The sequence below is a fragment of the Brevibacterium sp. UBA7493 genome, assembly GCF_002479565.1.
Taxonomy (GTDB): domain Bacteria; phylum Actinomycetota; class Actinomycetes; order Actinomycetales; family Brevibacteriaceae; genus Brevibacterium; species Brevibacterium luteolum.
In genome coordinates this window covers 94,916-114,717 of the sequence record NZ_DLOD01000002.1, presented here as the reverse complement: position 1 = coordinate 114,717, position 19,802 = coordinate 94,916, and the positions used below count along the sequence as shown (strand labels likewise).

At 67.0% G+C, this 19,802-nt stretch carries 18 protein-coding genes; 2 read left to right on the top strand and 16 right to left on the bottom strand.

Features of this window, described 5'->3' with window-relative positions:
* From B4E96_RS00865 to B4E96_RS00815, 11 genes are all read right to left on the bottom strand, one after another.
* Positions 1-2,210 (bottom strand): transglycosylase domain-containing protein (locus B4E96_RS00865; protein ID WP_286956021.1); only part of this gene is annotated, 2,210 nt, incomplete at its 3' end.
* A 137-nt stretch (positions 2,211-2,347) separates the two neighbouring features.
* On the bottom strand, positions 2,348-3,253 hold the full coding sequence (locus B4E96_RS00860; protein WP_286956019.1) for a metallophosphoesterase: 906 nt from the start codon (positions 3,251-3,253) through the stop codon (positions 2,348-2,350).
* 31 nt (positions 3,254-3,284) lie between these two features.
* Positions 3,285-4,241 carry a metal ABC transporter permease gene (locus B4E96_RS00855; RefSeq protein ID WP_102161196.1) on the bottom strand — a complete coding sequence of 319 codons (957 nt, stop codon included), beginning with the start codon at positions 4,239-4,241 and terminating at the stop codon, positions 3,285-3,287.
* A 14-nt stretch (positions 4,242-4,255) separates the two neighbouring features.
* Positions 4,256-5,014: a metal ABC transporter ATP-binding protein gene (locus tag B4E96_RS00850; protein ID WP_286956016.1), complete on the bottom strand. Its 759-nt coding sequence runs from the start codon at positions 5,012-5,014 to the stop codon at positions 4,256-4,258.
* A gap of 67 nt (positions 5,015-5,081) precedes the next feature.
* The gene (locus tag B4E96_RS00845; protein WP_286956014.1) at positions 5,082-6,233 is read right to left on the bottom strand and encodes a metal ABC transporter solute-binding protein, Zn/Mn family; all 1,152 of its coding nucleotides are present in this window, start codon (positions 6,231-6,233) and stop codon (positions 5,082-5,084) included.
* A gap of 273 nt (positions 6,234-6,506) precedes the next feature.
* Entirely contained in the window at positions 6,507-7,547 is a 1,041-nt protein-coding gene (locus B4E96_RS00840) for an aspartate-semialdehyde dehydrogenase (RefSeq protein WP_286956011.1), read from the bottom strand.
* On the bottom strand, positions 7,544-8,848 hold the full coding sequence (locus B4E96_RS00835) for an aspartate kinase (RefSeq protein WP_286956009.1): 1,305 nt from the start codon (positions 8,846-8,848) through the stop codon (positions 7,544-7,546). Before B4E96_RS00835 ends, B4E96_RS00840 begins: the two co-directional genes overlap by 4 nt.
* A 193-nt stretch (positions 8,849-9,041) precedes the next feature.
* Positions 9,042-9,284, bottom strand: coding sequence for a helix-turn-helix domain-containing protein (locus B4E96_RS00830; RefSeq protein WP_102161187.1), 243 nt, complete (start codon positions 9,282-9,284; stop codon positions 9,042-9,044).
* Entirely contained in the window at positions 9,284-9,907 is a 624-nt protein-coding gene (locus tag B4E96_RS00825; protein ID WP_102161185.1) for a hypothetical protein, read from the bottom strand. The genes B4E96_RS00830 and B4E96_RS00825 overlap by 1 nt, the downstream gene beginning before the upstream one ends.
* Before the next feature lie 230 nt (positions 9,908-10,137).
* Positions 10,138-10,746: a recombination mediator RecR gene (recR, locus tag B4E96_RS00820; RefSeq protein ID WP_165884517.1), complete on the bottom strand. Its 609-nt coding sequence runs from the start codon at positions 10,744-10,746 to the stop codon at positions 10,138-10,140.
* Entirely contained in the window at positions 10,743-14,000 is a 3,258-nt protein-coding gene (locus B4E96_RS00815) for a DNA polymerase III subunit gamma and tau (protein WP_286956006.1), read from the bottom strand. The genes recR and B4E96_RS00815 overlap by 4 nt, the downstream gene beginning before the upstream one ends.
* A gap of 192 nt (positions 14,001-14,192) precedes the next feature.
* Between B4E96_RS00815 and B4E96_RS00810 the strand changes: the two genes are divergently transcribed.
* The gene (locus B4E96_RS00810; RefSeq protein WP_102161179.1) at positions 14,193-14,486 is read left to right on the top strand and encodes a hypothetical protein; all 294 of its coding nucleotides are present in this window, start codon (positions 14,193-14,195) and stop codon (positions 14,484-14,486) included.
* Here B4E96_RS00810 and B4E96_RS00805 read toward each other — a convergent pair whose 3' ends face one another.
* On the bottom strand, positions 14,487-15,275 hold the full coding sequence (locus tag B4E96_RS00805) for a TIGR03085 family metal-binding protein (protein WP_286956003.1): 789 nt from the start codon (positions 15,273-15,275) through the stop codon (positions 14,487-14,489).
* Positions 15,272-16,192, bottom strand: a complete 921-nt coding sequence (locus B4E96_RS00800; protein ID WP_286956002.1) for a Sir2 family NAD-dependent protein deacetylase — start codon at positions 16,190-16,192, stop codon at positions 15,272-15,274. The genes B4E96_RS00805 and B4E96_RS00800 overlap by 4 nt, the downstream gene beginning before the upstream one ends.
* Before the next feature lie 69 nt (positions 16,193-16,261).
* Between B4E96_RS00800 and B4E96_RS00795 the strand changes: the two genes are divergently transcribed.
* On the top strand, positions 16,262-16,711 hold the full coding sequence (locus tag B4E96_RS00795) for a flavodoxin family protein (protein ID WP_286956001.1): 450 nt from the start codon (positions 16,262-16,264) through the stop codon (positions 16,709-16,711).
* A 77-nt stretch (positions 16,712-16,788) separates the two neighbouring features.
* On the opposite strand, the gene B4E96_RS00790 is transcribed toward B4E96_RS00795, so the two are convergent.
* Genes B4E96_RS00790 through B4E96_RS00780 form a run of 3 tightly spaced genes read right to left on the bottom strand, consistent with a single transcriptional unit; the run spans position 16,789 to position 19,795 of the window.
* On the bottom strand, positions 16,789-17,970 hold the full coding sequence (locus tag B4E96_RS00790) for an ABC transporter permease (RefSeq protein ID WP_286955999.1): 1,182 nt from the start codon (positions 17,968-17,970) through the stop codon (positions 16,789-16,791).
* A complete protein-coding gene (locus B4E96_RS00785; protein ID WP_191725958.1) occupies positions 17,967-18,707 on the bottom strand; it encodes an ABC transporter ATP-binding protein in 741 nt (246 codons plus the stop codon). Before B4E96_RS00785 ends, B4E96_RS00790 begins: the two co-directional genes overlap by 4 nt.
* Positions 18,704-19,795: an HlyD family efflux transporter periplasmic adaptor subunit gene (locus tag B4E96_RS00780; RefSeq protein ID WP_286955997.1), complete on the bottom strand. Its 1,092-nt coding sequence runs from the start codon at positions 19,793-19,795 to the stop codon at positions 18,704-18,706. The genes B4E96_RS00785 and B4E96_RS00780 overlap by 4 nt, the downstream gene beginning before the upstream one ends.
* Positions 19,796-19,802 lie beyond the last annotated feature (7 nt).

The following is a 19,802-nucleotide window of genomic DNA, read 5'->3' as shown; positions in this document are numbered from 1 at the left end:
CCGCCGTTGTTGTTGCTGCTGCCGCCGCCGCGGTTGCCGCCGCCGTTGTTACCGCTGCGGCTGCCACCGGACTTGGTGCTGCTTTCGGGCTGGGTGCCAGATGGGCGGGAGAATCCGGTGTTGCCCTTCGTCTCCTTGATGGCCTTGCTCATGTAGGACTGCCAGGTCTGGCCGGAGATGGTCGCACCGTAGATCCGGCCGCGGACCTTGCCCTTGCTGTTCTTTCGCCAGTCCATGTTTTTGTCCGGATGGCCGGTCCACACCGCAGTCGAGATCTTCCGGGTGAAGCCGACGAGCCAGGTCGAACCGACTTCGAAGTTCGTCGTACCGGTCTTCGCACCAGCCGGCGCGCCGATCCGGAGTGAGGAGGTGGTGCCGCCGTTGAACGTCTGCGAAAGCGCCCAGGCAACCGAATCGGCGACCTTCTTATCGAGCACCTTCTTGCAGTCGGCCTTCGGCACGTCGACCTTCTCACCTTCCGAATCGGTGATCTCGGTGATGGGGGTCGGGCGGCAGTAGGTGCCGCCTGAGGCATACACTGCGTATGCGCTGGCCATGTCGATCGGCGCGACCTGCACGATGCCCAGCACCGAGGCGGGCTTGAGGGCGTCAGTCGTACCATCCTGGAGCTTCGTGTCCAGCGGCGAGCCGTTTCCGTACTTGATGCCCAGGTCGGTGGCGGTCTTCATGATCCCGCACATGTCAAGCTGGTTGGCCATAGCCGCATAACCGGTGTTGACGGACTTGCGGGTGGCGTCGAGTGCGGTCATCGCGGAGTTGCCACCGCCGTCGCCGGCGTTGTTCGGATTCCACTTCGCCCCGTTGTTGTCGCAGCCACGGTACTTCCATGACCCGGCAGCGTACTCGCGCTTGGTCGCGTTGACCGTCGAGCCGAGGGTCTTGCCCTCCTTGAGCCATTCGGTCAGCACGAACGGCTTCCACGTCGAACCCACCTGGAAGCCGTTGGCGCCGTTGTGGGAGTTGTCGACGTTGAAGTTGATCTGGGTGTCAGAGCCCTTCTTGCCCTCAGACGCCGTGTAGTTGCGGTTCTGTGCCATCGAGAGCACCTTGCCGGAACCAGGCTCGACGGAGACGATGGTGTGACCGGCACCGGAGGGATCGCCGACCGGAACCCGCTTCTTCACGGCCTTGTCGGCTTCGTTCTGCATCTTCGGGTCGAGCGTCGTCTTGATCGTCAGGCCGCCGCGCTGCAGCAGGTTGCGGCGCTCCTCCTTCGTCTCACCGAAGATCGGGTCGTTCTCCACGACACGCTGGACGTAATCGCAGAAGTAGCCCTTGTTGCCGGCAGCCGCGCATCCGTTGGGGGTCTCGTGAATGTCGAGTTCGAGGTCGGAGTTGCGCGCTTCGTCGTACTCCTCCTGCGTGATCTTGCCCTGCTTGTGCATGAGTCCGAGCACGGTGTTGCGGCGTTCGATGGCGTTCTCCGGCTTGGTCTGCGGATTGAAGGCAGCCGGGTTCTTCACAATGCCGGCCAGGGTGGCCGACTGCTGGATATTCAGGTCCTTCGCCGAAATGCCCCAGTAGCGCTGAGCCGCGGCCTCAACGCCGTAGACGCGCGGGGTGCCGGAGTAGTTGTTGATGTTGAGGTAGCGGTTGAGGATCTCATGCTTGCTGTACTTGTTCTCCACGGCCGCAGCCAGCTTCGCCTCGCGGAGCTTGCGGGCGTATCCGGCTGCACCGGAGCTCTCGGTGGCCTCTTCAATCGCTGCGCGGTTGCTCTCGTCCTCAGCGTTGGCGTTCTCGCTCAGCACGTTCTTGACGTACTGCTGCGTCAGTGTCGAACCGCCCTGGGTGTCATCGGAGAGCAGGTTGTAGACCACTGCGCGGGCGATGCCCTGCAGGTCGACGCCGCCGTGTTCGAAGAAGCGCTCATCCTCGACGGCCACAGTCGCCTGCTGCATCTGCTCGGAGACATCCTCGAGGGAGACTTCCTTGCGGTTCTGCCAGTAGAAGGTCGCGATCTCCGAGCCATCGGAGGCGAGCATGCGGGACTGCTCGGCGAGGGGACGCTCGTCGAGTTCGGCCGGCAGCGCGCTGAACAGCTCGACGCCGGCGTCGGCTCCCATGGAGGCAACGCCGACGGAGGGGATCGCCAGTCCTGCACCGACAACGCCGGCGACGACGCTGACGGCGATGAACTGAAACAGCGCCGCGACCTTGTTGGAGGATTCTGAGACAGATGACACCATGCGGATCATTTTAACGAACAGCGCAAGTCGATTCCCTCAGCATTCGCCCAATGAACCTGACAATCACGAAAGTCCCGGTGGGGCGGCTAACGCCCCACCGGGCCCGCAGGGTCGGACACGGAAGGTCCAAATGGGCCTCAGCTGCGGGCAGTCAGGGTGATGAGGGAGACCTCCGGTGGGCACGCGAAACGCACTGGGGCGAACGGCGAGAACCCGAGCCCGGCCGAGACATTGACCGTCATGCCGTGGTAGACGAAGGTGCCCTTGGCATACCGGGCCGGCAGGTCGCAGTTCGTCACCAGCGCTCCGTAGAAGGGCACGCACACCTGCCCGCCGTGCGTGTGACCAGCGAAGGCGAGGTCCGCTTCGGCGGCGGCGAAGGCATCGAGCACGCGCAGGTACGGCGCATGGGTGACACCGATGCGCACATCGGCGGTCGGGTCGTCGAAGCGCGGCCACTGGTCGTCGATCCGGTCGCGGTTCATGTGCGCATCTCCGATGCCGGCGAAAGCCAGACGGGTGCCGCGCAGCTCGATCTCTGAGCCGCGGTTGTCGAGGAAGGCCCAGCCGCGCTCAGCGAAGGCGTCGACGAGCTCCATGGTCGGCAGTGTCGCATTCTTCTTCGAATGCTTCACCTCTGAAGGCGCGCCGAGATAGCGCAGCGGGTTCTTCATCTGCGGGGCGAAGAAGTCGTTCGATCCCAGAACGAACACCCCGGGAACGTCAAGGAGCTCGTCGTAGACCTCCAGCAGCCGCTCGAGCATCGGGGCGGCGAGGTTGTCACCGGTGTTGACGATGAGGTCGGGCTCGAGCTCGGCCAGCTGCGAGACGAATGCCATCTTCCTCTTCTGCCACGCGCACAGGTGCAGGTCGGAGATGTGGAGGATGCGCAGGTCCTCGGCACCCGGCGGCAGCACGGGCACAGTGCTGCGGCGGATGCGGAACAGCGCCGGTTCGATGCCGGCAGCCCAGACGGCACCGGCAAGCCCAGCCGCGGACACGGCCCCGGCTGCGGCGAGAGTGGTGGCGAGCGTTCGATTCATCTGCCCCATCCTAGCGGCAACCGGGGACAGGTCAGCGAGCGTCCGTGCCCGAGGCGTCCCCCGCCTCGTCAGCGGTGCTCACCAGCGAGGGGTGGCGATGGACATCGGCTTCACGACGGATCCGGGCGCGGGTGTGGCGGGATTTGCGGCGGTGGCCGATGAGGCGGCAGATGAGGTAGATGAGGAAGCTGATGGTGGTGACGAACGGGCTGATCGGCACGACCGGCGAACCGAGGGCGATGAGGATGCCGCCGACGGACGAGATGACGGCGAACAGCATCGACAGGACCGGCACGAAGACCGGGGAGGCTGAGATCTGGGTGGCAGCTGCCGCCGGGGTGACGAGCAGGGCGAGGACGAGGAGCACGCCGACGACCTGGACGGACAGTGCGACGGCCAGGCCGAGGGCGAGCATGAAGATGATGGTGAGCGCGGTGACCGGAACGCCCTTGGCGCGGGCGACGGCTGGGTCGATGCTGGCGAAGACGAGTGGGCGCCAGATGATGAGCAGGGTGACGAGGACGATGACCGCGCAGATGACCAGCGTGCGGATCTGGCCCGAGTTGATCGCCACGATCTGACCAGTGAGCAGTCCGAACTTGTTCGCCGCGCGGCCGTCGTAGAGGGCCAGGAACAGGATGCCGAGGCCTAGGCCGAAGGGCATGAGGACGCCGGTGATGGTGTTCTTCTCACTGCTGCGCGCACCGCCGATGCCGATGAGCAGAGCCGCAGCGAGTGAGCCGATGATCGAGCCGTAGACGACGTCGAAGCTGATGAGTAGCGCGAAGGAGGCTCCGGCGAAGGAGAGTTCGGCGACGCCGTGGACGGCGAACGGAATGTCGCGGGCCATGACGAAGACGCTGATGAGGCCGCCGACCACGCCGAGCAGTGCGGCTGCGAACAAGGAGTTCTGCAGCAGCACGATGAGCTCGCCGTAGTTTTCGAACGTGAAGTACTCGGTGAGGATGTTCGATGCCAGGTGAGTCATGGTGCCTGCGCTCCTCAGATCGCCCCGGCCGAGGGCTCGGGGTGATGGATCGGGTGATGGTCGGAGTCGCTGCCGACGATGACGATGCGCCCGCCGGCGCGCACGACGTCGATCGGTGAGTCGTAGAGTTCGCTGAGCGCCGCGGAGTTGATGACTTCGTCTGGGGTGCCGACGAGGAAATGTCCGCCGGCGATGTAGAGGACCCGGTCGACGTAGGGCAGGATCGGATTGATCTCGTGAGTGACGAAGAGGATCGCGGTCTGGCGGGCCCGGCGCTTCTCGTGCAGCAGGCGGGCCACGAGCCGCTGATGGGTCATATCGAGGTGCAGCAGCGGCTCATCGCACAGCAGCAGGTGCGGGTCCGAGCTGAGAGCCTGGGCGACGCGCAGGCGCTGCAGTTCGCCACCGGAGAGCATGCCGACCGGGGAGTCGGCGTAGGTCTGGGCACCGACCTCTTCGAGCAGCGCTTCGACCTTCTGGCTGCGCGAGCGGGAGAACCAGCCCGGTCCCCAGCGGTGGCCGTCGAGTCCCATGCGCACGAGGTCGCGGCCGCGCATGGGGGTGTCGTCGTCGATGCCGCGCTGCTGGGGGATGTAGCCGATGTCCGGGTCTCCGCGTCGGGCGCGGTGGCCGTTGACGCGGGCGCTGCCGGTGTAGAGCTGATACTGCCCGAGGAGGACTTTGAGCAGTGAGGTCTTGCCGCAGCCGTTGGGGCCGAGGATGGCGATGAACTCGCCGGGCTCGACGTCGATGTTGAGGTTGTGCCACAGCACCCGGTCCCCGAAACGCAGCTGTGCGTCGCTGAGCTCGAGGACCGGGTTGGAGCTGTGTGGAGCCGAATCAGTGATCGTGACCTGCCAGCGCTTCCTGGACGTCCTTGATGTAGCCGCCCATCCAGTCGATGTATTTTTCGTCATTGTCCATGGTCTCCGCCAGATTCACGACCGGCACACCGGCGCTTTCGGCGGTCTTCTTCAGTTCGTCGGCCTGCGGGCCGGCGTTCTGCGAATTGTAGGCGAGGACGACGACTTCCTTGTTCTCGATCTGCTCCTTGGCCTTCTTCAGCACCAAAGGCGGCACATCGTCGCCGTGTTCGACGGCGGAGAGGAAGTCCTGGGAGGTGATGTTCTCGATGCCCATGTCGTGGAAGAGCCACAGGGCGATCGGCTCGGTGGCCGCGGCCTTCTCACCCTCGTGCTGGGACTTCGCCTCGTCAAGCTGGGACTGCAGCTTGCCGAGTTCGGCCTTGTAGTCCTCAGCGTTCTTCTTGATGTCGTCAGCGCTGTCGGGCAGCTCGTCGCTCAGCTTCGAGGAGACCTCGTCGACGAGTTTCGTCATCGTCGGCACGGAGTACCAGACGTGTTCATTGAAGGCGCCGTGGTCATGGTCGTGGTCGTGGCCCTCTTCGCCGTGGTCATGGGCGTCTTCGCCGTGGTCATGGGCGTCTTCAGTACCGTGATCGTGGTCCTCGTAGCCTTCTTCACCATGGTCGTGGGCATCCTCGGTGCCGTGATCATGTGCCTCTTCGGTGCCGTGGTCATGGCCTTCTTCACCGTGGTCATGGCCGTCTTCGTCACCGTGATCATGGTCGTGAGGTTCGTTGGCCACGCCCTCCGAGCCCGGCAGGCCCGAGATGGCGACGGTGTCGACGACGGTCGGTTTGTGATCGGCAGCCTCGAGCATCGTCGTCATGAAGGCGTCATAGCCGCCGCCGTTGACGACGACCATGTCGGCCTTCGACAGCTTGAGCTGGTCCTGGGCGGTGGCCTCGTAATCGTGCGGATCCTGTGTCGGATCGTCGATGACCGGAGTCACCTCAGCTGCATCGCCGGCGACGTTCTTGACGATGTCAGCGTAGACGTTGGTGGACGTCACAACGGTGAAGTCCTCGTTGCTGCCCTCGGCGGAGTTGTCGGAACCACCGCAGCCGGCCAGCGCGACAAGGGAACCAGCGGCGAGAGCCGCAAGAACAGGAGTGCGGAGCGAGCGCATAGGACACCTTTCCAGGCGGAGATTGTCGATCTCGTCGGACGTTACTCCTATACATCAACATAGCGGTAATGGATTTATTGCAATGTTTTTATGGTTCCGGGATGGTCGTTCATCTGCGTGCTCAAGCGGCCAGCCCGTCATCATTCGCGGGCACCGAACGCATGTGGCTGCATCGGGCAGATCTCCTGCCCGATGCAGCCACGATGACCGGATCCGCTGCGCCGACAGCCGCATACTGCAGCGCACTGCCGCGCACCGCAGCCGACAGCCGCCTCAGCTGCGTTCGGCGATGAGGCGGGCGATCTGCACGGTGTTGAGCGCTGCGCCCTTGCGCAGGTTGTCATTCGAGATGAACAGCACGAGACCGCGTCCTTCAGGTACCGACTGGTCGGCGCGGATGCGGCCGACGAAGCTGGCATTGCGGCCGGCAGCCCCCAGCGGAGTCGGCACATCCGCCAGCTCGACGCCGGGTGCGTTAGCGAGCACCTCGCGAGCGGCCGCCGGGGTGATCTCGCGGGCGAACTCGGCATGCACAGCGAGGCTGTGACCGGAGAACACCGGCACGCGAACACACGTCCCAGCCACCCGCAGCTCAGGCAGCCCGAGGATCTTGCGGCTCTCGTTGCGCAGCTTCTTCTCCTCGTCCGTCTCACCTTCGCCGTCGTCGACGATCGACCCGGCCATCGGCAGAACGTTGAACGCGATGGGAGCCGTGTACACCTCGGGAGCGGGGAAGCCGACGGCAGCGCCGTCGCGCACAAGCTGCTCGGCATCGTCGATGACCGCGCGCGCCTGCCCGGCAAGCTCCTCGACGCCAGCCAGCCCGGAGCCGGAGACCGCCTGGTAGGTCGCCACCGTCATGCGCTCCAGACCGGCGGCGTCGTGCAGGGCCTTGATGACCGGCATCGCGGCCATCGTCGTGCAGTTGGGGTTGGCGATGATCCCCTTGGGTGTGTCGTTGATGGCCTCGGGGTTGACCTCGCTGACGACGAGCGGCACCTGAGGGTCGGAGCGGAAGGCCGAGGAGTTGTCGATGACCGTCACCCCGGCTTCGGCGAAGCGCGCGGCCTGCGCCCGGGAGGTGGCCCCGCCGGCGGAGAACAGAGCGACGTCGAGGCCGGTGGGGTCTGCGGTCGCGGCGTCTTCGACGACGACGGTCTGCCCGGCGAAGTCGAGTTCGCGGCCGGCCGATCGCGCCGAGGCGAAGAACCGGATCGAGGCGATCTCGAAGCCGGGATCATCTGCCAGCAGGTCGCGCACGACCTCGCCGACCTGGCCGGTGGCGCCGACGACGCCGATGTTCAGTGCCTTCATCGTCCGGTACCTCCGTACACGATCGCTTCGGTGTCATCGGCATCGAGCCCGTAGGCGGTGTGGGCCGCGCGCACGGCGTCGTCGAGCAGCTCGGCGTTGGTGACGACGCTGATGCGGATCTCCGAGGTGGAGATCATGTCGATGTTGATGTGGGCGTCGGCGAGCGCGTCGAACAGCGTGGCGGTCACGCCCGGGTGGGAGCGCATGCCGGCGCCGATGACCGAGAGCTTGCCGATCTGGTCGTCGTACTGGATGTGGTCGAAGCCGATGCTGCCCTTGGCGGACTCGAGCGCTTCGATGGCCTTGACACCGTCGTCCTTCGGCAGGGTGAAGGAGATGTCGGTGCGGCCGGGGTCGCGGGTGGAGATGTTCTGGACGATCATGTCGATGTCGATCTCCTGGTGCCCGACGGTGCGGAAGATCTCGGCGGCCTTGCCGGGGATGTCGGGCACGCCGACGATCGTGAGCTTGGCCTCCGAACGGTCGTGGGCGACACCGGAGATGATTGCCTGTTCCATTTTCTCTTCCGTTTCTTCTGTCTGTGCGGTGCGGAACGCCTCGGGGATGGGGGCGTCGGTCACCCAGGTGCCCTGGTGCTGGGAGAACGAGGAGCGGACGTGGACGGGAACCCCGTAGCGGCGGGCGTACTCGACGCAGCGCAGCATGAGGATCTTCGCGCCGGAGGCTGCCATCTCGAGCATCTCCTCGTAGCTGATGAGCGAGATCTTGTGCGCACTCGGCACGATCCGCGGGTCGGCGGTGAAGACGCCGTCGACGTCGGAGTAGATCTCGCAGACGTCGGCGTTCAGTGCCGCGGCCAGTGCGACGGCGGTCGTGTCGGAGCCGCCGCGGCCCAGGGTCGTGATGTTCTTCGTCGTCTGGGACACTCCCTGGAACCCCGCGACGATCGCGACGTTGCCGTCGTCGAGGGCGGAGCGGATGCGGCCGGGGGTGACGTCGATGATGCGGGCCTTGCCGAAGGACTCATCGGTGATGACGCCGGCCTGCGAGCCGGTGAAGGACTGTGCGTGGTAGCCGAGGTTGGCGATCGCCATGGCGAGCACGGCCATCGAGATCCGCTCGCCGGCGGTCAGCAGCATGTCGAGTTCGCGGGCCGGTGGGACCGGGGAGATCTCTTTGGCCAGGTCGATGAGATCGTCGGTGCTGTCGCCCATCGCCGAGACCACGACGACGACATCATGGCCGGCCTGGCGGTATTCGACGATCCGCTTGGCCACGCGCTTGACGGAGTCGGCACCGGCCACGGAGGATCCGCCGAACTTCTGCACAACTAGGCTCACAGCAATCACTTTCGTCCGGGTACAGTCGCGTTGCTCGCAACGCCACGGCCCATTGTAAACACCGGCCCGCGCGGGCATCAGAAGGCCCCGCCATCTGGACGATGACGGGCCTTTCCAGTCCCGAGGTGGGGGCTCGGCCTCTGAGGGGTGCGCCGGTCCCGAGGTGGGGGCTGGGTTCTCGGGAGGTGAGGGGTCAGCCGGCCGGTACCGGCACCTCGGCGACGGTGAAGAGGTCACCGGGCTGGCAGTCCAGTGCGTCGCACAGGGCCACGAGTGTGGTGTAGCGGATGGCCTTGGCGCGGTTGTTCTTCAGCACCGAGAGGTTGGCCAGTGTCACGCCGACCTCGTTCGCCAGTTCGGTCAGGGTCTTGCCGCGGGCGGTGAGCAGCTCGTCGAGGTGGCAGCGGACCGCGCGGGTGGTGTTCTCGGTGCTCATCAGATGACTCCTTCGAGCTCGTCCTCTGCGCGCTGGCCGCGCTGCAGGGCCAGGCGGAAGACCTGGATGAGGCCGAGGACGCCGAGCCAGACGAAGCTGCCCATGGTGGTGACTCCGTTGGTGAAGCCGGCTTCGGCGACGCCGAGGTCGCGGGTGACGAGGTTGCCGCCGAGCATGAGGTTGAGTCCGACGGCCAGTCCCGTGCCGAAGGCGACCCAGAAGGCGATGCTCAGGAAGCGCGAGGCCGGCTGCGACAGCGGCTTGCCTTCGGCGATGATGCTGATGACCCGGCTGAGGTACCAGCCTGCGACGAGGGTTCCGGCGACGAGGATGATCTGTGCGATGAGCACGTGGGTGATCGCCCATGCGCTGAGCTCATCGAAGGGGATGATGAAGCTCATGAGCCCGTCGGCGCGGGCCGGGACTCCGGAGATGAGGCCTTCGGTTTCGTCCGGCAGCTCGAGCGAGACGGTGAGTTCGCGGTTGACGATCGCCCGCACGATGCTGGTGACGGCGTTGACGAGGATGACGGCCAGGGCCATGAGGCTGAAGAGTTCCAGGCCTCCGCGGCTCTTGCGACGGCCGGCGGCGGTTGCAGGTGCTGTGTTGCCCGGGGTGTTCATGGGCTTCTCCTTAATCGAGGGTTGTCATCGTCGTATATCGATTCTCGATATATCGACAATCAATATACTTCTCGAGTTTCGATAAGGAGTCAAGGGATTGCAGCATATCGATATTCGATAAACTGCGTTGTTCCTGGTGAGGCCCCAGAAGAAAATTCAGCCCGCCAGGCTGGGCTGTGCGCGCGGAGCTGCTGGGCCCTGCCACGGGACCCGCTATGGGGCTTGGGCTATCACTGGGCAACGGGCCGACGGCCTTCGAAGGCGCGGCCGAGGGTGACCTCATCGGCGTATTCGAGGTCGCCGCCGACCGGCAGGCCGGAGGCCAGCCGGCTGACGGTGATGCCGAGGCTGGAGAGCAGCCGCACGAGGTAGGTGGCGGTCGCCTCGCCTTCGAGGTTCGGGTCGGTGGCGATGACGCATTCGGTGACCTCGCCGCTCTGCAGCCGCGGCAGCAGGCTCTTGATGCGCAGCTCATCGGGGCCGATGCCGGCCATCGGGTCGATCGCACCGCCGAGGACGTGGTACAGCCCGCGGAACTCGCGGGTGCGTTCGATGGCGATGACGTCCTTGGGCTCTTCGACCACACAGATGACGCTCTGGTCGCGGCGGGTGTCCTTGCAGATGACGCATTCGGTGTCCTCTGCAACGTTGCCGCAGGTCTCGCAGAACTTCACCCGCTTCTTCACCTCGGTCAGCGCGCGGGCCAGCCCCGACACGTCCTCGCTGGGGCTCTGCAGGATGTGGAAGGCCAGGCGCTGAGCGGACTTGGGGCCGATTCCCGGCAGCTTGCCGAATTCGTCGACCAGGTCCTGCAGGGCGCCTTCGTAGAGCATGCTCATGCGTCCGTCTCCTCGATCACGACACCGCCGAGGATCCGTTCGACGACGGGCACGCCGACGTCAGGGGCCTCGGTGATGTCCATATCCGTATCGGGATCGAAGTCCTCGTATCCGTCATCGGGCCGACCGGCGCCGGTCTGCTGGCGCTGGGCTTCCGGCCCGTCGCCGTTGGCGGCACCAGCCATTGCCGGTCCGCTGCCTGTCGCAGGTCCCGGGTCTGCGGCGTCGGCCGGGCCCGAGGTGTGGGCTGACTGTTCGGCAGCACCTGGGTTCGTGTCGTGGCCAGGGGTGCTGCCATTGCCGTTCTGCTGGGCCCGCTGGGCGAAGCTGGCGTACGGGTTGGCCGATTCCGCGGGCTTCTCGCCCTTCGGCAGCGGGGCTTCCGGTCCGTCGTTGGTGGTGAAGGCGATGTTCGGGTCGGCATAGGCGCCGAGGAAGTCGAGGTCATCGTCGCTGTCCGACGCACTGCCGCTCGCCGAGGGAGTCGGGGCAGGCGTCTCGGCTGCGGCGTCGTCGGCGGAACCGGAGTTATCTGAGTCTGCACCGGATGAATCGGGCTCGTCGTCGATGGCCGCTGGCGGTGGCACGACGACGGCCGGCATGTCGACCGCGCCGGAGCCTGCGCTCGTATCTGCCTCGTACGGGTCAGCGAAGTCAGCACCTGCGTAGTAGTCGTCCTCCGGTGGTGGTTCGGGTCCGTCGTCAGGTTCTTCGACATCGTGGGCGATAGGTGCCTGGCGTGCAGGGTGCTGCTGAGGAGCCGCCGGTTCTTCGGCAGCTGGCTGCCTCGCCGCCGACCGTTCCTCGGTCGACTCGTCCGCGGTCGGCTCTTCCGCTGTCGACCGGCTGCCGGCGTTCGCCGGCGGTTCCGGTGCGGACTGCTCCGCGTTCGGCTTTTCCCTTGCCGAATCCGGAGTCTGCGCTGCGGGCTGGTCTAGGCTTTGCCCTTCCTCCGCATCGTCGGCGGCGGATTCGGCAACTGCTGTATCGCCGGGGCTCTTCCAGAAGCGCTCATGGTCGATCGGCTCGCGGTCGGCCTCGCGGGGGCCGACTACGGAGTCGATCTCCTCCTGCGTGGGCCGCGGGCGGTTGATCGTGTTCTGCTGCTCCGGTCCACGGGAACTCTGCGGCCCGCCAGCTCCCCCACCGGGGTTGCCCGGGTTGGCTGCGGGTGTGCTGCCGCTGTGGCCTCCGGGCACGTTTCCGGTCGCCGGTCCAACTTCGACACGGGCTTGGATGCCGAGCACGTCGTTGAGCGCTTCGCTCAGCTTCTGCGCGTTGTTTCCGCGATTGAAGGAGTTGAGCGCACCAGGGTTGTCGAACCCGAGGTAGAAGACACCGTCGGTGAATCCATAGGGCACCGCACTGTTGCTCACGATCGCGCGAGCGAGCTTCGCCGTACGGCCGAGCGCGTCGAGGATGTCGGGCCAGGCGCGGCGGATCGCGTCAATCTCGGCTCCTGGCTGTCCCGGTCCCGAGGCAGGGGTCGGCGGCTGCGCAGGCTCGGAGGCAGGCTGAGGCTGGGACGGCTGTTGCATGCCCTGCGTCTGGCTGGGCTGCGAGACCTGCCCGGGCTGAGAAGTCTGGGCTGCCGGGGCAGACTGCGGCCCGGCCTGTTCGAGCCGAGCAGACGGCTGAAGCTGAGCCGGCTGCTGCGATTCCGTCGGCTGCTGCGCACCAGTCTGCTGGCCGGCGTCTGCGGCTGCGGGAGCAGAAGAGTCTGCGGCACGCCGCGCAGCGGTGGCAGCGGCTTCGGGCACGGCTGGCGCGGTCGGCTCAGGCGCAGTCGCCTCGGGCGCTGCAGATGCCGGTTCGGGCGATGACGGGTCAGCCGCCGGGGCGGATTCTGCGGACTGCCCGGCGTCTGGTTCATCACTGAGCATGGATTCTGCTGCAGCGGCAGCAGCTGCGAACTCGTCGAGGTCGTCGTCGACGCTGCGCGCAGGAGCTGGCGCAGGCTTCGCAGGCTGGGCAGACTCAGTCTGCGCGGCAACACCAGCGGTGCTACCGGTCTCGGCAGCACCAGGACCGTTATCGGTGCCCTCGGGTACGGCAGCCGGAACTGCTCCAGGCGGCAGAGTGCCGGTGGCACCCATGCCGATGCGGCGTTCGATCCGCTCAACGCGGCTGAGCGTTGACCGTCGGGACTTCTCGGCAGCCGGCAGCAGCACGCGCGCACAGATGAGCTCGAGCTGCAGCCGCGGCGAGGTCGCGCCGGACATCTCCGACAGCCCCGTATTGAACAGGTCCGCCGCCCGCGACAGCTCCGCCTGCCCGAACGACCGGGCCTGCTGGACGAGGCGCTCCAGGCGATCGGAGGGGACCTCAGGCAGGAACGAGGCCGCCGCCTCGGGCGCGGCACCGACGACCACCAGGTCGCGGAACCTCTCGAGCAGATCCTCAACGAACCGGCGCGGATCCTGGCCGGACTCGATGACCCGGTCGACGACCCGAAACACCGCCGCGCCGTCACCGGCGGAGAATGCGTCGACGATGTCACCGAGCAGCGAATCGGGCGTGTAGCCCAGCAGGGCGATCGCGGTGTGGTAGTCGACGCCGTCAGCTCCGGCGCCGGCCATGAGCTGGTCGAGAACGGAGAGCGAATCGCGCACCGATCCACCGCCGGCGCGCACGACCAGCGGCAGCACGCCCTTGGAGACCGGCACGTTCTCACGCGTGCACAGCTCATCGAGGTACCCGGTGAGCACCTCGGGCGGGACGAGCCGGAAGGGGTAGTGGTGCGTACGCGAGCGGATCGTGCCGATGACCTTCTCCGGCTCGGTGGTCGCGAAGACGAACTTCACATGCGCCGGCGGCTCCTCGACGAGCTTGAGCAGGGCGTTGAAGCCCTGCGGCGTGACCATATGCGCCTCATCGAGGATGAAGACCTTGAACCGGTCACGGGCAGGCGCGTAGACCGCACGTTCGCGCAGGTCACGTGCGTCATCGACACCGTTGTGGCTGGCTGCGTCGATCTCGACGACGTCGAGTGATCCGGGACCGTCGTTGGCGAGATCGCGGCAGCTGGGGCACTGCCCGCACGGCTGCGCGGTCGGGCCCTCGACGCAGTTGAGGCAGCGGGCGAGGATGCGCGCTGAGGTGGTCTTGCCGCAGCCGCGGGGGCCGGAGAACAGATAGGCATGGTTGATGCGGTCATTGGCGATCGCGGCCATGAGCGGGGTGACCACATGGTCCTGGCCGATGACCTCATCGAAAGTCTCCGGGCGGTAGCGGCGGTACAGTGCAGTAGACACATCCCCTACCCTACTGCGAACCGCTGACATCGCTCAGCTGACGCTGTGGATCCCCGCTCCCGAGGCGGTGGCTGGGTCGGATGCTGCGCGGAGGACGAGGTGTGGCACCATGGTGGCGGAACGGCACCCGTGCACCGCCGAGTGCATACTGCCGAACCGCGTTTCCTTCTCCCCAGATCAGGAGGCCGAAAGATGGATGAGCCGCAGCTTCTGGCGGTGCTCATTGTCATCGCGTTCTTCTTCATCACGCTCTTCGGCGGCGGCTACCTCATCTACCGGACGATGAACCGGCCGAACTCCTATATCGGCGCCCGCATGCACGCTGAAGAGCAGCGTCGGCTCCAGCAGGAGCGTGACAGCACGGGAGGCGCGGCGCCGGTTGCAGGCCAGACCGGTCCAGCCAGCCCGACAGGCGAACACGAGGCGATGAACCCACGCGACGTGCGGGGCCCGCGCGGCCCGGAGGATCAGTCGCCGGAGCGCTGATCAGCGCCCGGCGGCGTCATCGCGCCCAGCTGCATCGCCGCGCCCGGCAGCGTCACCGTGCTCGCTCTCGTCACGTTCATCGGCGCTCACGTCGCCTGGGCACGGCTCCACGATGGGAAGGGTGCCGGTCTGCACATCGTCTGCCGCCTCGGGGTCGGTTCCCTCAGGCGGGTCGAACTCCTCGACCTCGACGATCGCATGGTCCTTGCGGCCGTAGACCCACAGCAGGATCTCCAGCGGCTTGCCGGTGACCTTCATGATGCCCTTGGACTTGGGTCCGGCGGTGGTGCCGGCGAATCCGGGGGCGTCGAAGATCAGGTGCTTGCCGATCGACAGGGCCTGGGGCAGCACGAGCATCTTCAGCAGCGGCCACACGCTCATCTGCATGTCCCATGACAGGCTGCGCGGCTGCCAATCATCGGCAGCCCGGCGGACGTCCTCGTGGTGGACGAGGAACTCCGCGGTGTTCATCACCCGGTCGACTGACGACAGCTTCGCCGGTGACCAGATCGGCGCGCCCTCGGCCATGAGCCCGACGAGCTGCTCGAACGGCATCTCGGTGAATTCCGTCTCGACCGAGGTCTTGTACCGGTCCAGTGACGGGAAGCGTTCGGCCAGCTGCGGAGAGGCGTTGCCCGGCAGCGCAAAGGGCCGGCGGTCGCGGATGACGAGGTGAACTGCCAGATCCCGCACCGTCCATCCCTCACACAGGGTGGGTGCATCGGGGCCGACATCGAACATCAGCGCCGCTAGGCTGAGCCGTTCGTCGCGTGCGTAGTTCTTCCTCATACACTCAGTGTGCCGTCTGCTGTGCGAGGGCGTCCACATTTCTCGCTGAGTGTCTGCAGAAAGTCCGCAATCCGGCTGGTGGAGCGATAATCGGCCAGGTCATCGCCGCGCGTCGGGCCGTCGGTGACGATGACGATCGGCTTGCCGGCCTTGGCCGCCCGGCGGACGAACCGCAGTCCCGAGTGCACCGCCAGCGAACTGCCGGCCACAAGCAGCCCTGACCCGGCATCGACGGCGGCGGTGGCGGCCTCAACGCGCTCACGCGGGACGGATTCGCCGAAGTACACGACATCGGGTTTGAGGATGCCGCCGCAGATCGGGCAGTCCGGGTAGCGGAACCCGGCGGTCTCATCGAGTTCGACGTCGCCGTCGGGAGCGGTCTCTATATCAGCCAGGTCGATCTCGAGCTGCTCGCCGAAGCCGGGATTCAGCGCCGTCATCTCCTCCTGCAGCCAGCTGCGGTCGAAGACCCGCCGGCACTGCAGGCACACCACCCTGGCGAGGCTGCCGTGCAGCTCGATGACCGGATCGGAACCGGCGGCGATGTGCAGTCCGTCGACGTTCTGCGTGATGAGAGGTCCGAGCCCGAGGCAGGCGAGGAGTTCGTGCCCGCGGTTCGGCTCAGCCAGGCGCATCCGGGGGTAGCCGACCCAGCTGCGCGCCCAATAGCGAGCGCGCTGGCGCGGATGCGACAGAAAGGTCTGGTAGGTCATCGGGTTCCGGCGCGGAGAGCCGGGACCGCGATAGTCGGGAATGCCGGAATCGGTGCTCATTCCGGCCCCGGTGAGCACCGTCCACGGGTGCTCGCCGGCCGGCGCAGAGTCTGCCAGCTCGGCGATGACTGCGGCGATCTGCTCGTCGCTGTGACTCGGCTGCGGGGTGCGCGCACCGCGCAGCGGATCGCGGATGACTGCCATGCACGGCAGTCTATCGATCCGTGCAAACCGGGCATTCACCTCGGGCGCGGGCGTCGGTACAGTGGAGGTATGGCACGTGTGCTGCTCGTCCATCATTCGCCTTCGCCGGCGACCGAGAAGCTCGCCGCGGCTGCGCGGGAGGGGCTGAATATGCCCGAACTCGACGGCGTCGAGGTCATCGAGCGGGCCGCACTCGAGGCGACAGCCGACGATGTGCTCGCAGCTGACGCCTACGTGCTCGGCACGACGGCGAACTTCGGCTACATCTCCGGTGCCCTCAAGCACTTCTTCGACACCACCTACTACGACTCCCGCGAGCAGACCGCCGGGCGGCCGTTCTCCTACTGGATCCACGGTGGCTACGACACAACGGGGGCCGAGAAGGCGATGGAGGCGATCACCACCGGATTCGGGTGGGAGAAGGCCTTCGAGCCGGTCACCTTCACCGGCGAGGTCGGCGAGGAGCACCTCGCACAGGTCACCGAGATGGCCGCCACGGTCGCCGCGACCGTGATGTGAGGGGCGCCGGGTCCGCACCCGAGGCAGTGGCCGCACCCGAGGCGGCGGCCGGGTCCGTGCCCGAGGCGGTGGCCGGGTCAGGTGCGGATCGCGTCGATGATCCGGATACGGGTGGCGACGAGGGCTGGGATGAGCCCGGCCAGTCCGCCGACGGCGAGCGCGACGCCGATGCCGAGCAGCGCGGCTGAGATCGGGAACGGCGGGGTGTCCTGGAGCCCGTCGAACAGCACCTGGGCCACCAGCGGGTTGCGCAGCAGCAGGATCGCCGCTCCGACACCCACGACGCCTGCCACGAACGTGCCGACGACGCTTTCCATCATGACCGAGAAGAACACCCGTCCGGTCGAGGCGCCGAAGCTGCGCCGGATGCCGATCTCGCGGATGCGCTGCTGAATCGTCACGACGGCGATGTTGATCATCCCGAGCACGCCCATCGCCATGATGATCCCGGAGATCGACAGCAGGATCGCCTTGAGCATCCCGAGGCCCATATCGCCCTGCGCGGCGAAGTCGGATCGCTCGACCGACTGCACCCCGAGGCTGGCCTTGAGGGCCGGCCCGAGCTGCTTCTGCAGGGTCTTGGCGTTGTGCTCCGGCACCCACAGGTCCACCCGCAGGCTGTCGAACCCCTCATCCGGGTTCATCACCGCCATATGCTGCGGCAGGAAGAACACCGTCGGGTCCTCCATCACCCCGCCGCCCTGCACCACTCCGATGACGGTGGCCTGCGCCCCGGTCGGCGTCGTGATGGTGCGCGGCAGGTCCGCTGCCGACACCCCGGTCTGGTCGAGGAAGTTCGAGCTCACAACGACCGGCGGCGACATGTTCTGCTCATCGCCGGCTTCGAACCAGCGGCCGGCGGTGACGACCTGGTGGCGCATGACCTTGAAGGACGGGTCGACGGCGTTGAGGTTGACATCGTACGGGGTGCCGTTGACCGCGATCGGGCCGTAGCCCTCCGACAGGGCGGTGATGTAGCTGATGTCGAAGCGTTCGGCCTCGGCATCGAGTCGGTCGCGGAACACCTCGTACTCGCTGGCAGTGCTCAGCTGGGAGGGGTACATGCTCAGGGTCACCGGGCGGCCGCCGACCCGCTCCATGTACTCCGTGGAGACGCGTTCGGCGATCGCCCCGAGAGCGACGACGAGGGTGAGGGCGCAGACGGCGACGCCGACGCCGATGAGGGAGAGCAGCACCCGCAGCTTGTGGATGCGCAGCTCCTGCCAGGCTTCGGCCAGCAGGGACACGATTCGGGTCATGCCGCACCTCCGCCCAGGTGGGTGGCGACCTCGGCTGCGGTGGCGGCTTCCAGCAGGTGCAGCCGGCCGTCCTTGAGCTGGAAGCGGCGGGAGGCCATCGCCGCGATGTTCGGGTCGTGGGTGATGGTGATGAGCGAGCAGTCGCCTTCGGTGGTGATCTCCTCCAGCAGCCGCATCACCGCCCGGCCGGTGTCGACGTCGAGGGCACCGGTGGGCTCATCGGCGAGCAGCACGCGCGGCTTGCGCACGATCGCCCGGGCGATCGCCACCCGCTGCTGCTCACCGCCGGAGAGCGCGATCGGCAGCTGGCGCAGCCGGTGGCCGAGGCCGAGGCGCTCGAGGGCTTCGGTGGCGAGTCGCCGGCGCTGCCAGAACTCCCGGGGCGAGCCGTACAGCAGGGGTGCTTCGACGTTCTCCAGCGCGGTGCGGCCGGGCAGCAGGTTGAACTGCTGGAACACGAATCCGACATCCTGCCCGCGGATCGCGGCGGCCCGGCGCTGGGAGATGCGCGAGACCTCGGTCCCGGCGAACCACATGCCGCCGCTGGTGGGCCGGTCGAGCAGCCCGAGGATGTTGAGCAGGGTCGATTTGCCGGTGCCGGAGCGGCCGACGATGCCGACGTGCTCGCGGGGATAGACGTCGAGGTCGATGCCGGTGAGGATGTCGAGGATGCTGTCGTTGGGCAGCCGCACGGAACGGGTGACGTCGCGCAGCTGCAGGATCGGCGCTGCGCTCACATCTCTCCCTCGTCGACCATGCCGCCCTCGTCGAAGTCCTCAGGCGACTCAGGCTCAGCGCCGGGCACGTAGGCGGCGATCGACTGGCCCTCCTCAAGCCCCTCGGTGATCTCGACGTTCTCGCCGTCGTTGATGCCGAGCTTGACCGGGGTTTCGACCGGTTCGCCGGAGTCGTCGATGACCCACACGCTGCCGTCGCCGATCGTGCCGCGCACCGCGGTGGTCGGGACGATGAGCACATCGGTGGCTGAGCCGGCGTCGAGTTCGAGCTTCATGTTCAGCCCGTTGTAGACGGTCACCTCGTCGGGGACCTCGCAGCTGATCGACGGGCCCGAGGCGCCGGCCTCCGGTGCCGGGGCCTCGCTGTCGTCTGGTGCCGGCTCCGCACCGGCGTCCTCCCCGTCGCTGTCACCGGCGCTGTCACCGGCGCTGCGGCTGCCGGAGACCTGGTTGAGGCGCAGGCTCGTGCACTCAAAGGGCTGCGGTCCGTCGGTGATCGTCACGGTGCCGGTGTCCGGCATCTTGGGGATCCGGTACAGCTGAGCCGGTTCGATGGAGGCGACAGCGCGGAAGGAGTCCTGTTCGATGCTCGTGACCGCCTGCCCCTTCGCAACGTCCTCGCCCTTCTCAGCCGCATAGTCGCCGACGACCCCGTCGGCAGGGGCGACGACGTTGACGTAGCGTGGACGCGGGGCCGGTGCCGGGGCGGGTTCGGCGGCGTCACCGTCAGAACCGGGTTCGGCGGCCGGGGCCGGGGCCTCGGCTTCGCCTTCGACCTTGATCTGGTACAGCTGGGCGCCCTTCTTCACCTTGCGTCCGGACTGCTCGAAGACGTGGACGAGCGTGCCGGTCTCTGATGCTTTGGCGTCCTTGGCCGGCTCGACTTCGATCTTGCCGTCGAAGCTGAGCACATTGGACACGTCTCCGCGCGCCACGACGGTCTCCTCAGCCAGCACCTCCCCGGTGGGTTCGCCGTCGACGGTGGTGCTCGCCTGCGGGCGGAAGGCCAGCCAGGCGAGCGCGATGGCGATGATGAGCAGCACCACCAGGTAGCTGACGGGGAGGACGATGCGACGGAAGACATGCATGGGGGCA

Bases quoted from the DNA above. Each gene is read 5' to 3' on its own strand.
- B4E96_RS00780 (WP_286955997.1), bottom strand. From the start codon at position 19,795: ATGCATGTCTTCCGTCGCATCGTCCTCCCCGTCAGCTACCTGGTGGTG.
- B4E96_RS00830 (WP_102161187.1), bottom strand. From the start codon at position 9,284: ATGAGCACCGAGAACACCACCCGCGCGGTCCGCTGCCACCTCGACGAG.
- B4E96_RS00810 (WP_102161179.1), top strand. From the start codon at position 14,193: ATGGATGAGCCGCAGCTTCTGGCGGTGCTCATTGTCATCGCGTTCTTC.
- B4E96_RS00855 (WP_102161196.1), bottom strand. From the start codon at position 4,241: ATGACTCACCTGGCATCGAACATCCTCACCGAGTACTTCACGTTCGAA.
- B4E96_RS00790 (WP_286955999.1), bottom strand. From the start codon at position 17,970: ATGACCCGAATCGTGTCCCTGCTGGCCGAAGCCTGGCAGGAGCTGCGC.
- B4E96_RS00825 (WP_102161185.1), bottom strand. From the start codon at position 9,907: ATGAACACCCCGGGCAACACAGCACCTGCAACCGCCGCCGGCCGTCGC.
- B4E96_RS00805 (WP_286956003.1), bottom strand. From the start codon at position 15,275: ATGAGGAAGAACTACGCACGCGACGAACGGCTCAGCCTAGCGGCGCTG.
- B4E96_RS00860 (WP_286956019.1), bottom strand. From the start codon at position 3,253: ATGAATCGAACGCTCGCCACCACTCTCGCCGCAGCCGGGGCCGTGTCC.
- B4E96_RS00845 (WP_286956014.1), bottom strand. From the start codon at position 6,233: ATGCGCTCGCTCCGCACTCCTGTTCTTGCGGCTCTCGCCGCTGGTTCC.
- B4E96_RS00800 (WP_286956002.1), bottom strand. From the start codon at position 16,192: ATGGCAGTCATCCGCGATCCGCTGCGCGGTGCGCGCACCCCGCAGCCG.
- B4E96_RS00840 (WP_286956011.1), bottom strand. From the start codon at position 7,547: ATGAAGGCACTGAACATCGGCGTCGTCGGCGCCACCGGCCAGGTCGGC.
- B4E96_RS00795 (WP_286956001.1), top strand. From the start codon at position 16,262: ATGGCACGTGTGCTGCTCGTCCATCATTCGCCTTCGCCGGCGACCGAG.
- recR (WP_165884517.1), bottom strand. From the start codon at position 10,746: ATGAGCATGCTCTACGAAGGCGCCCTGCAGGACCTGGTCGACGAATTC.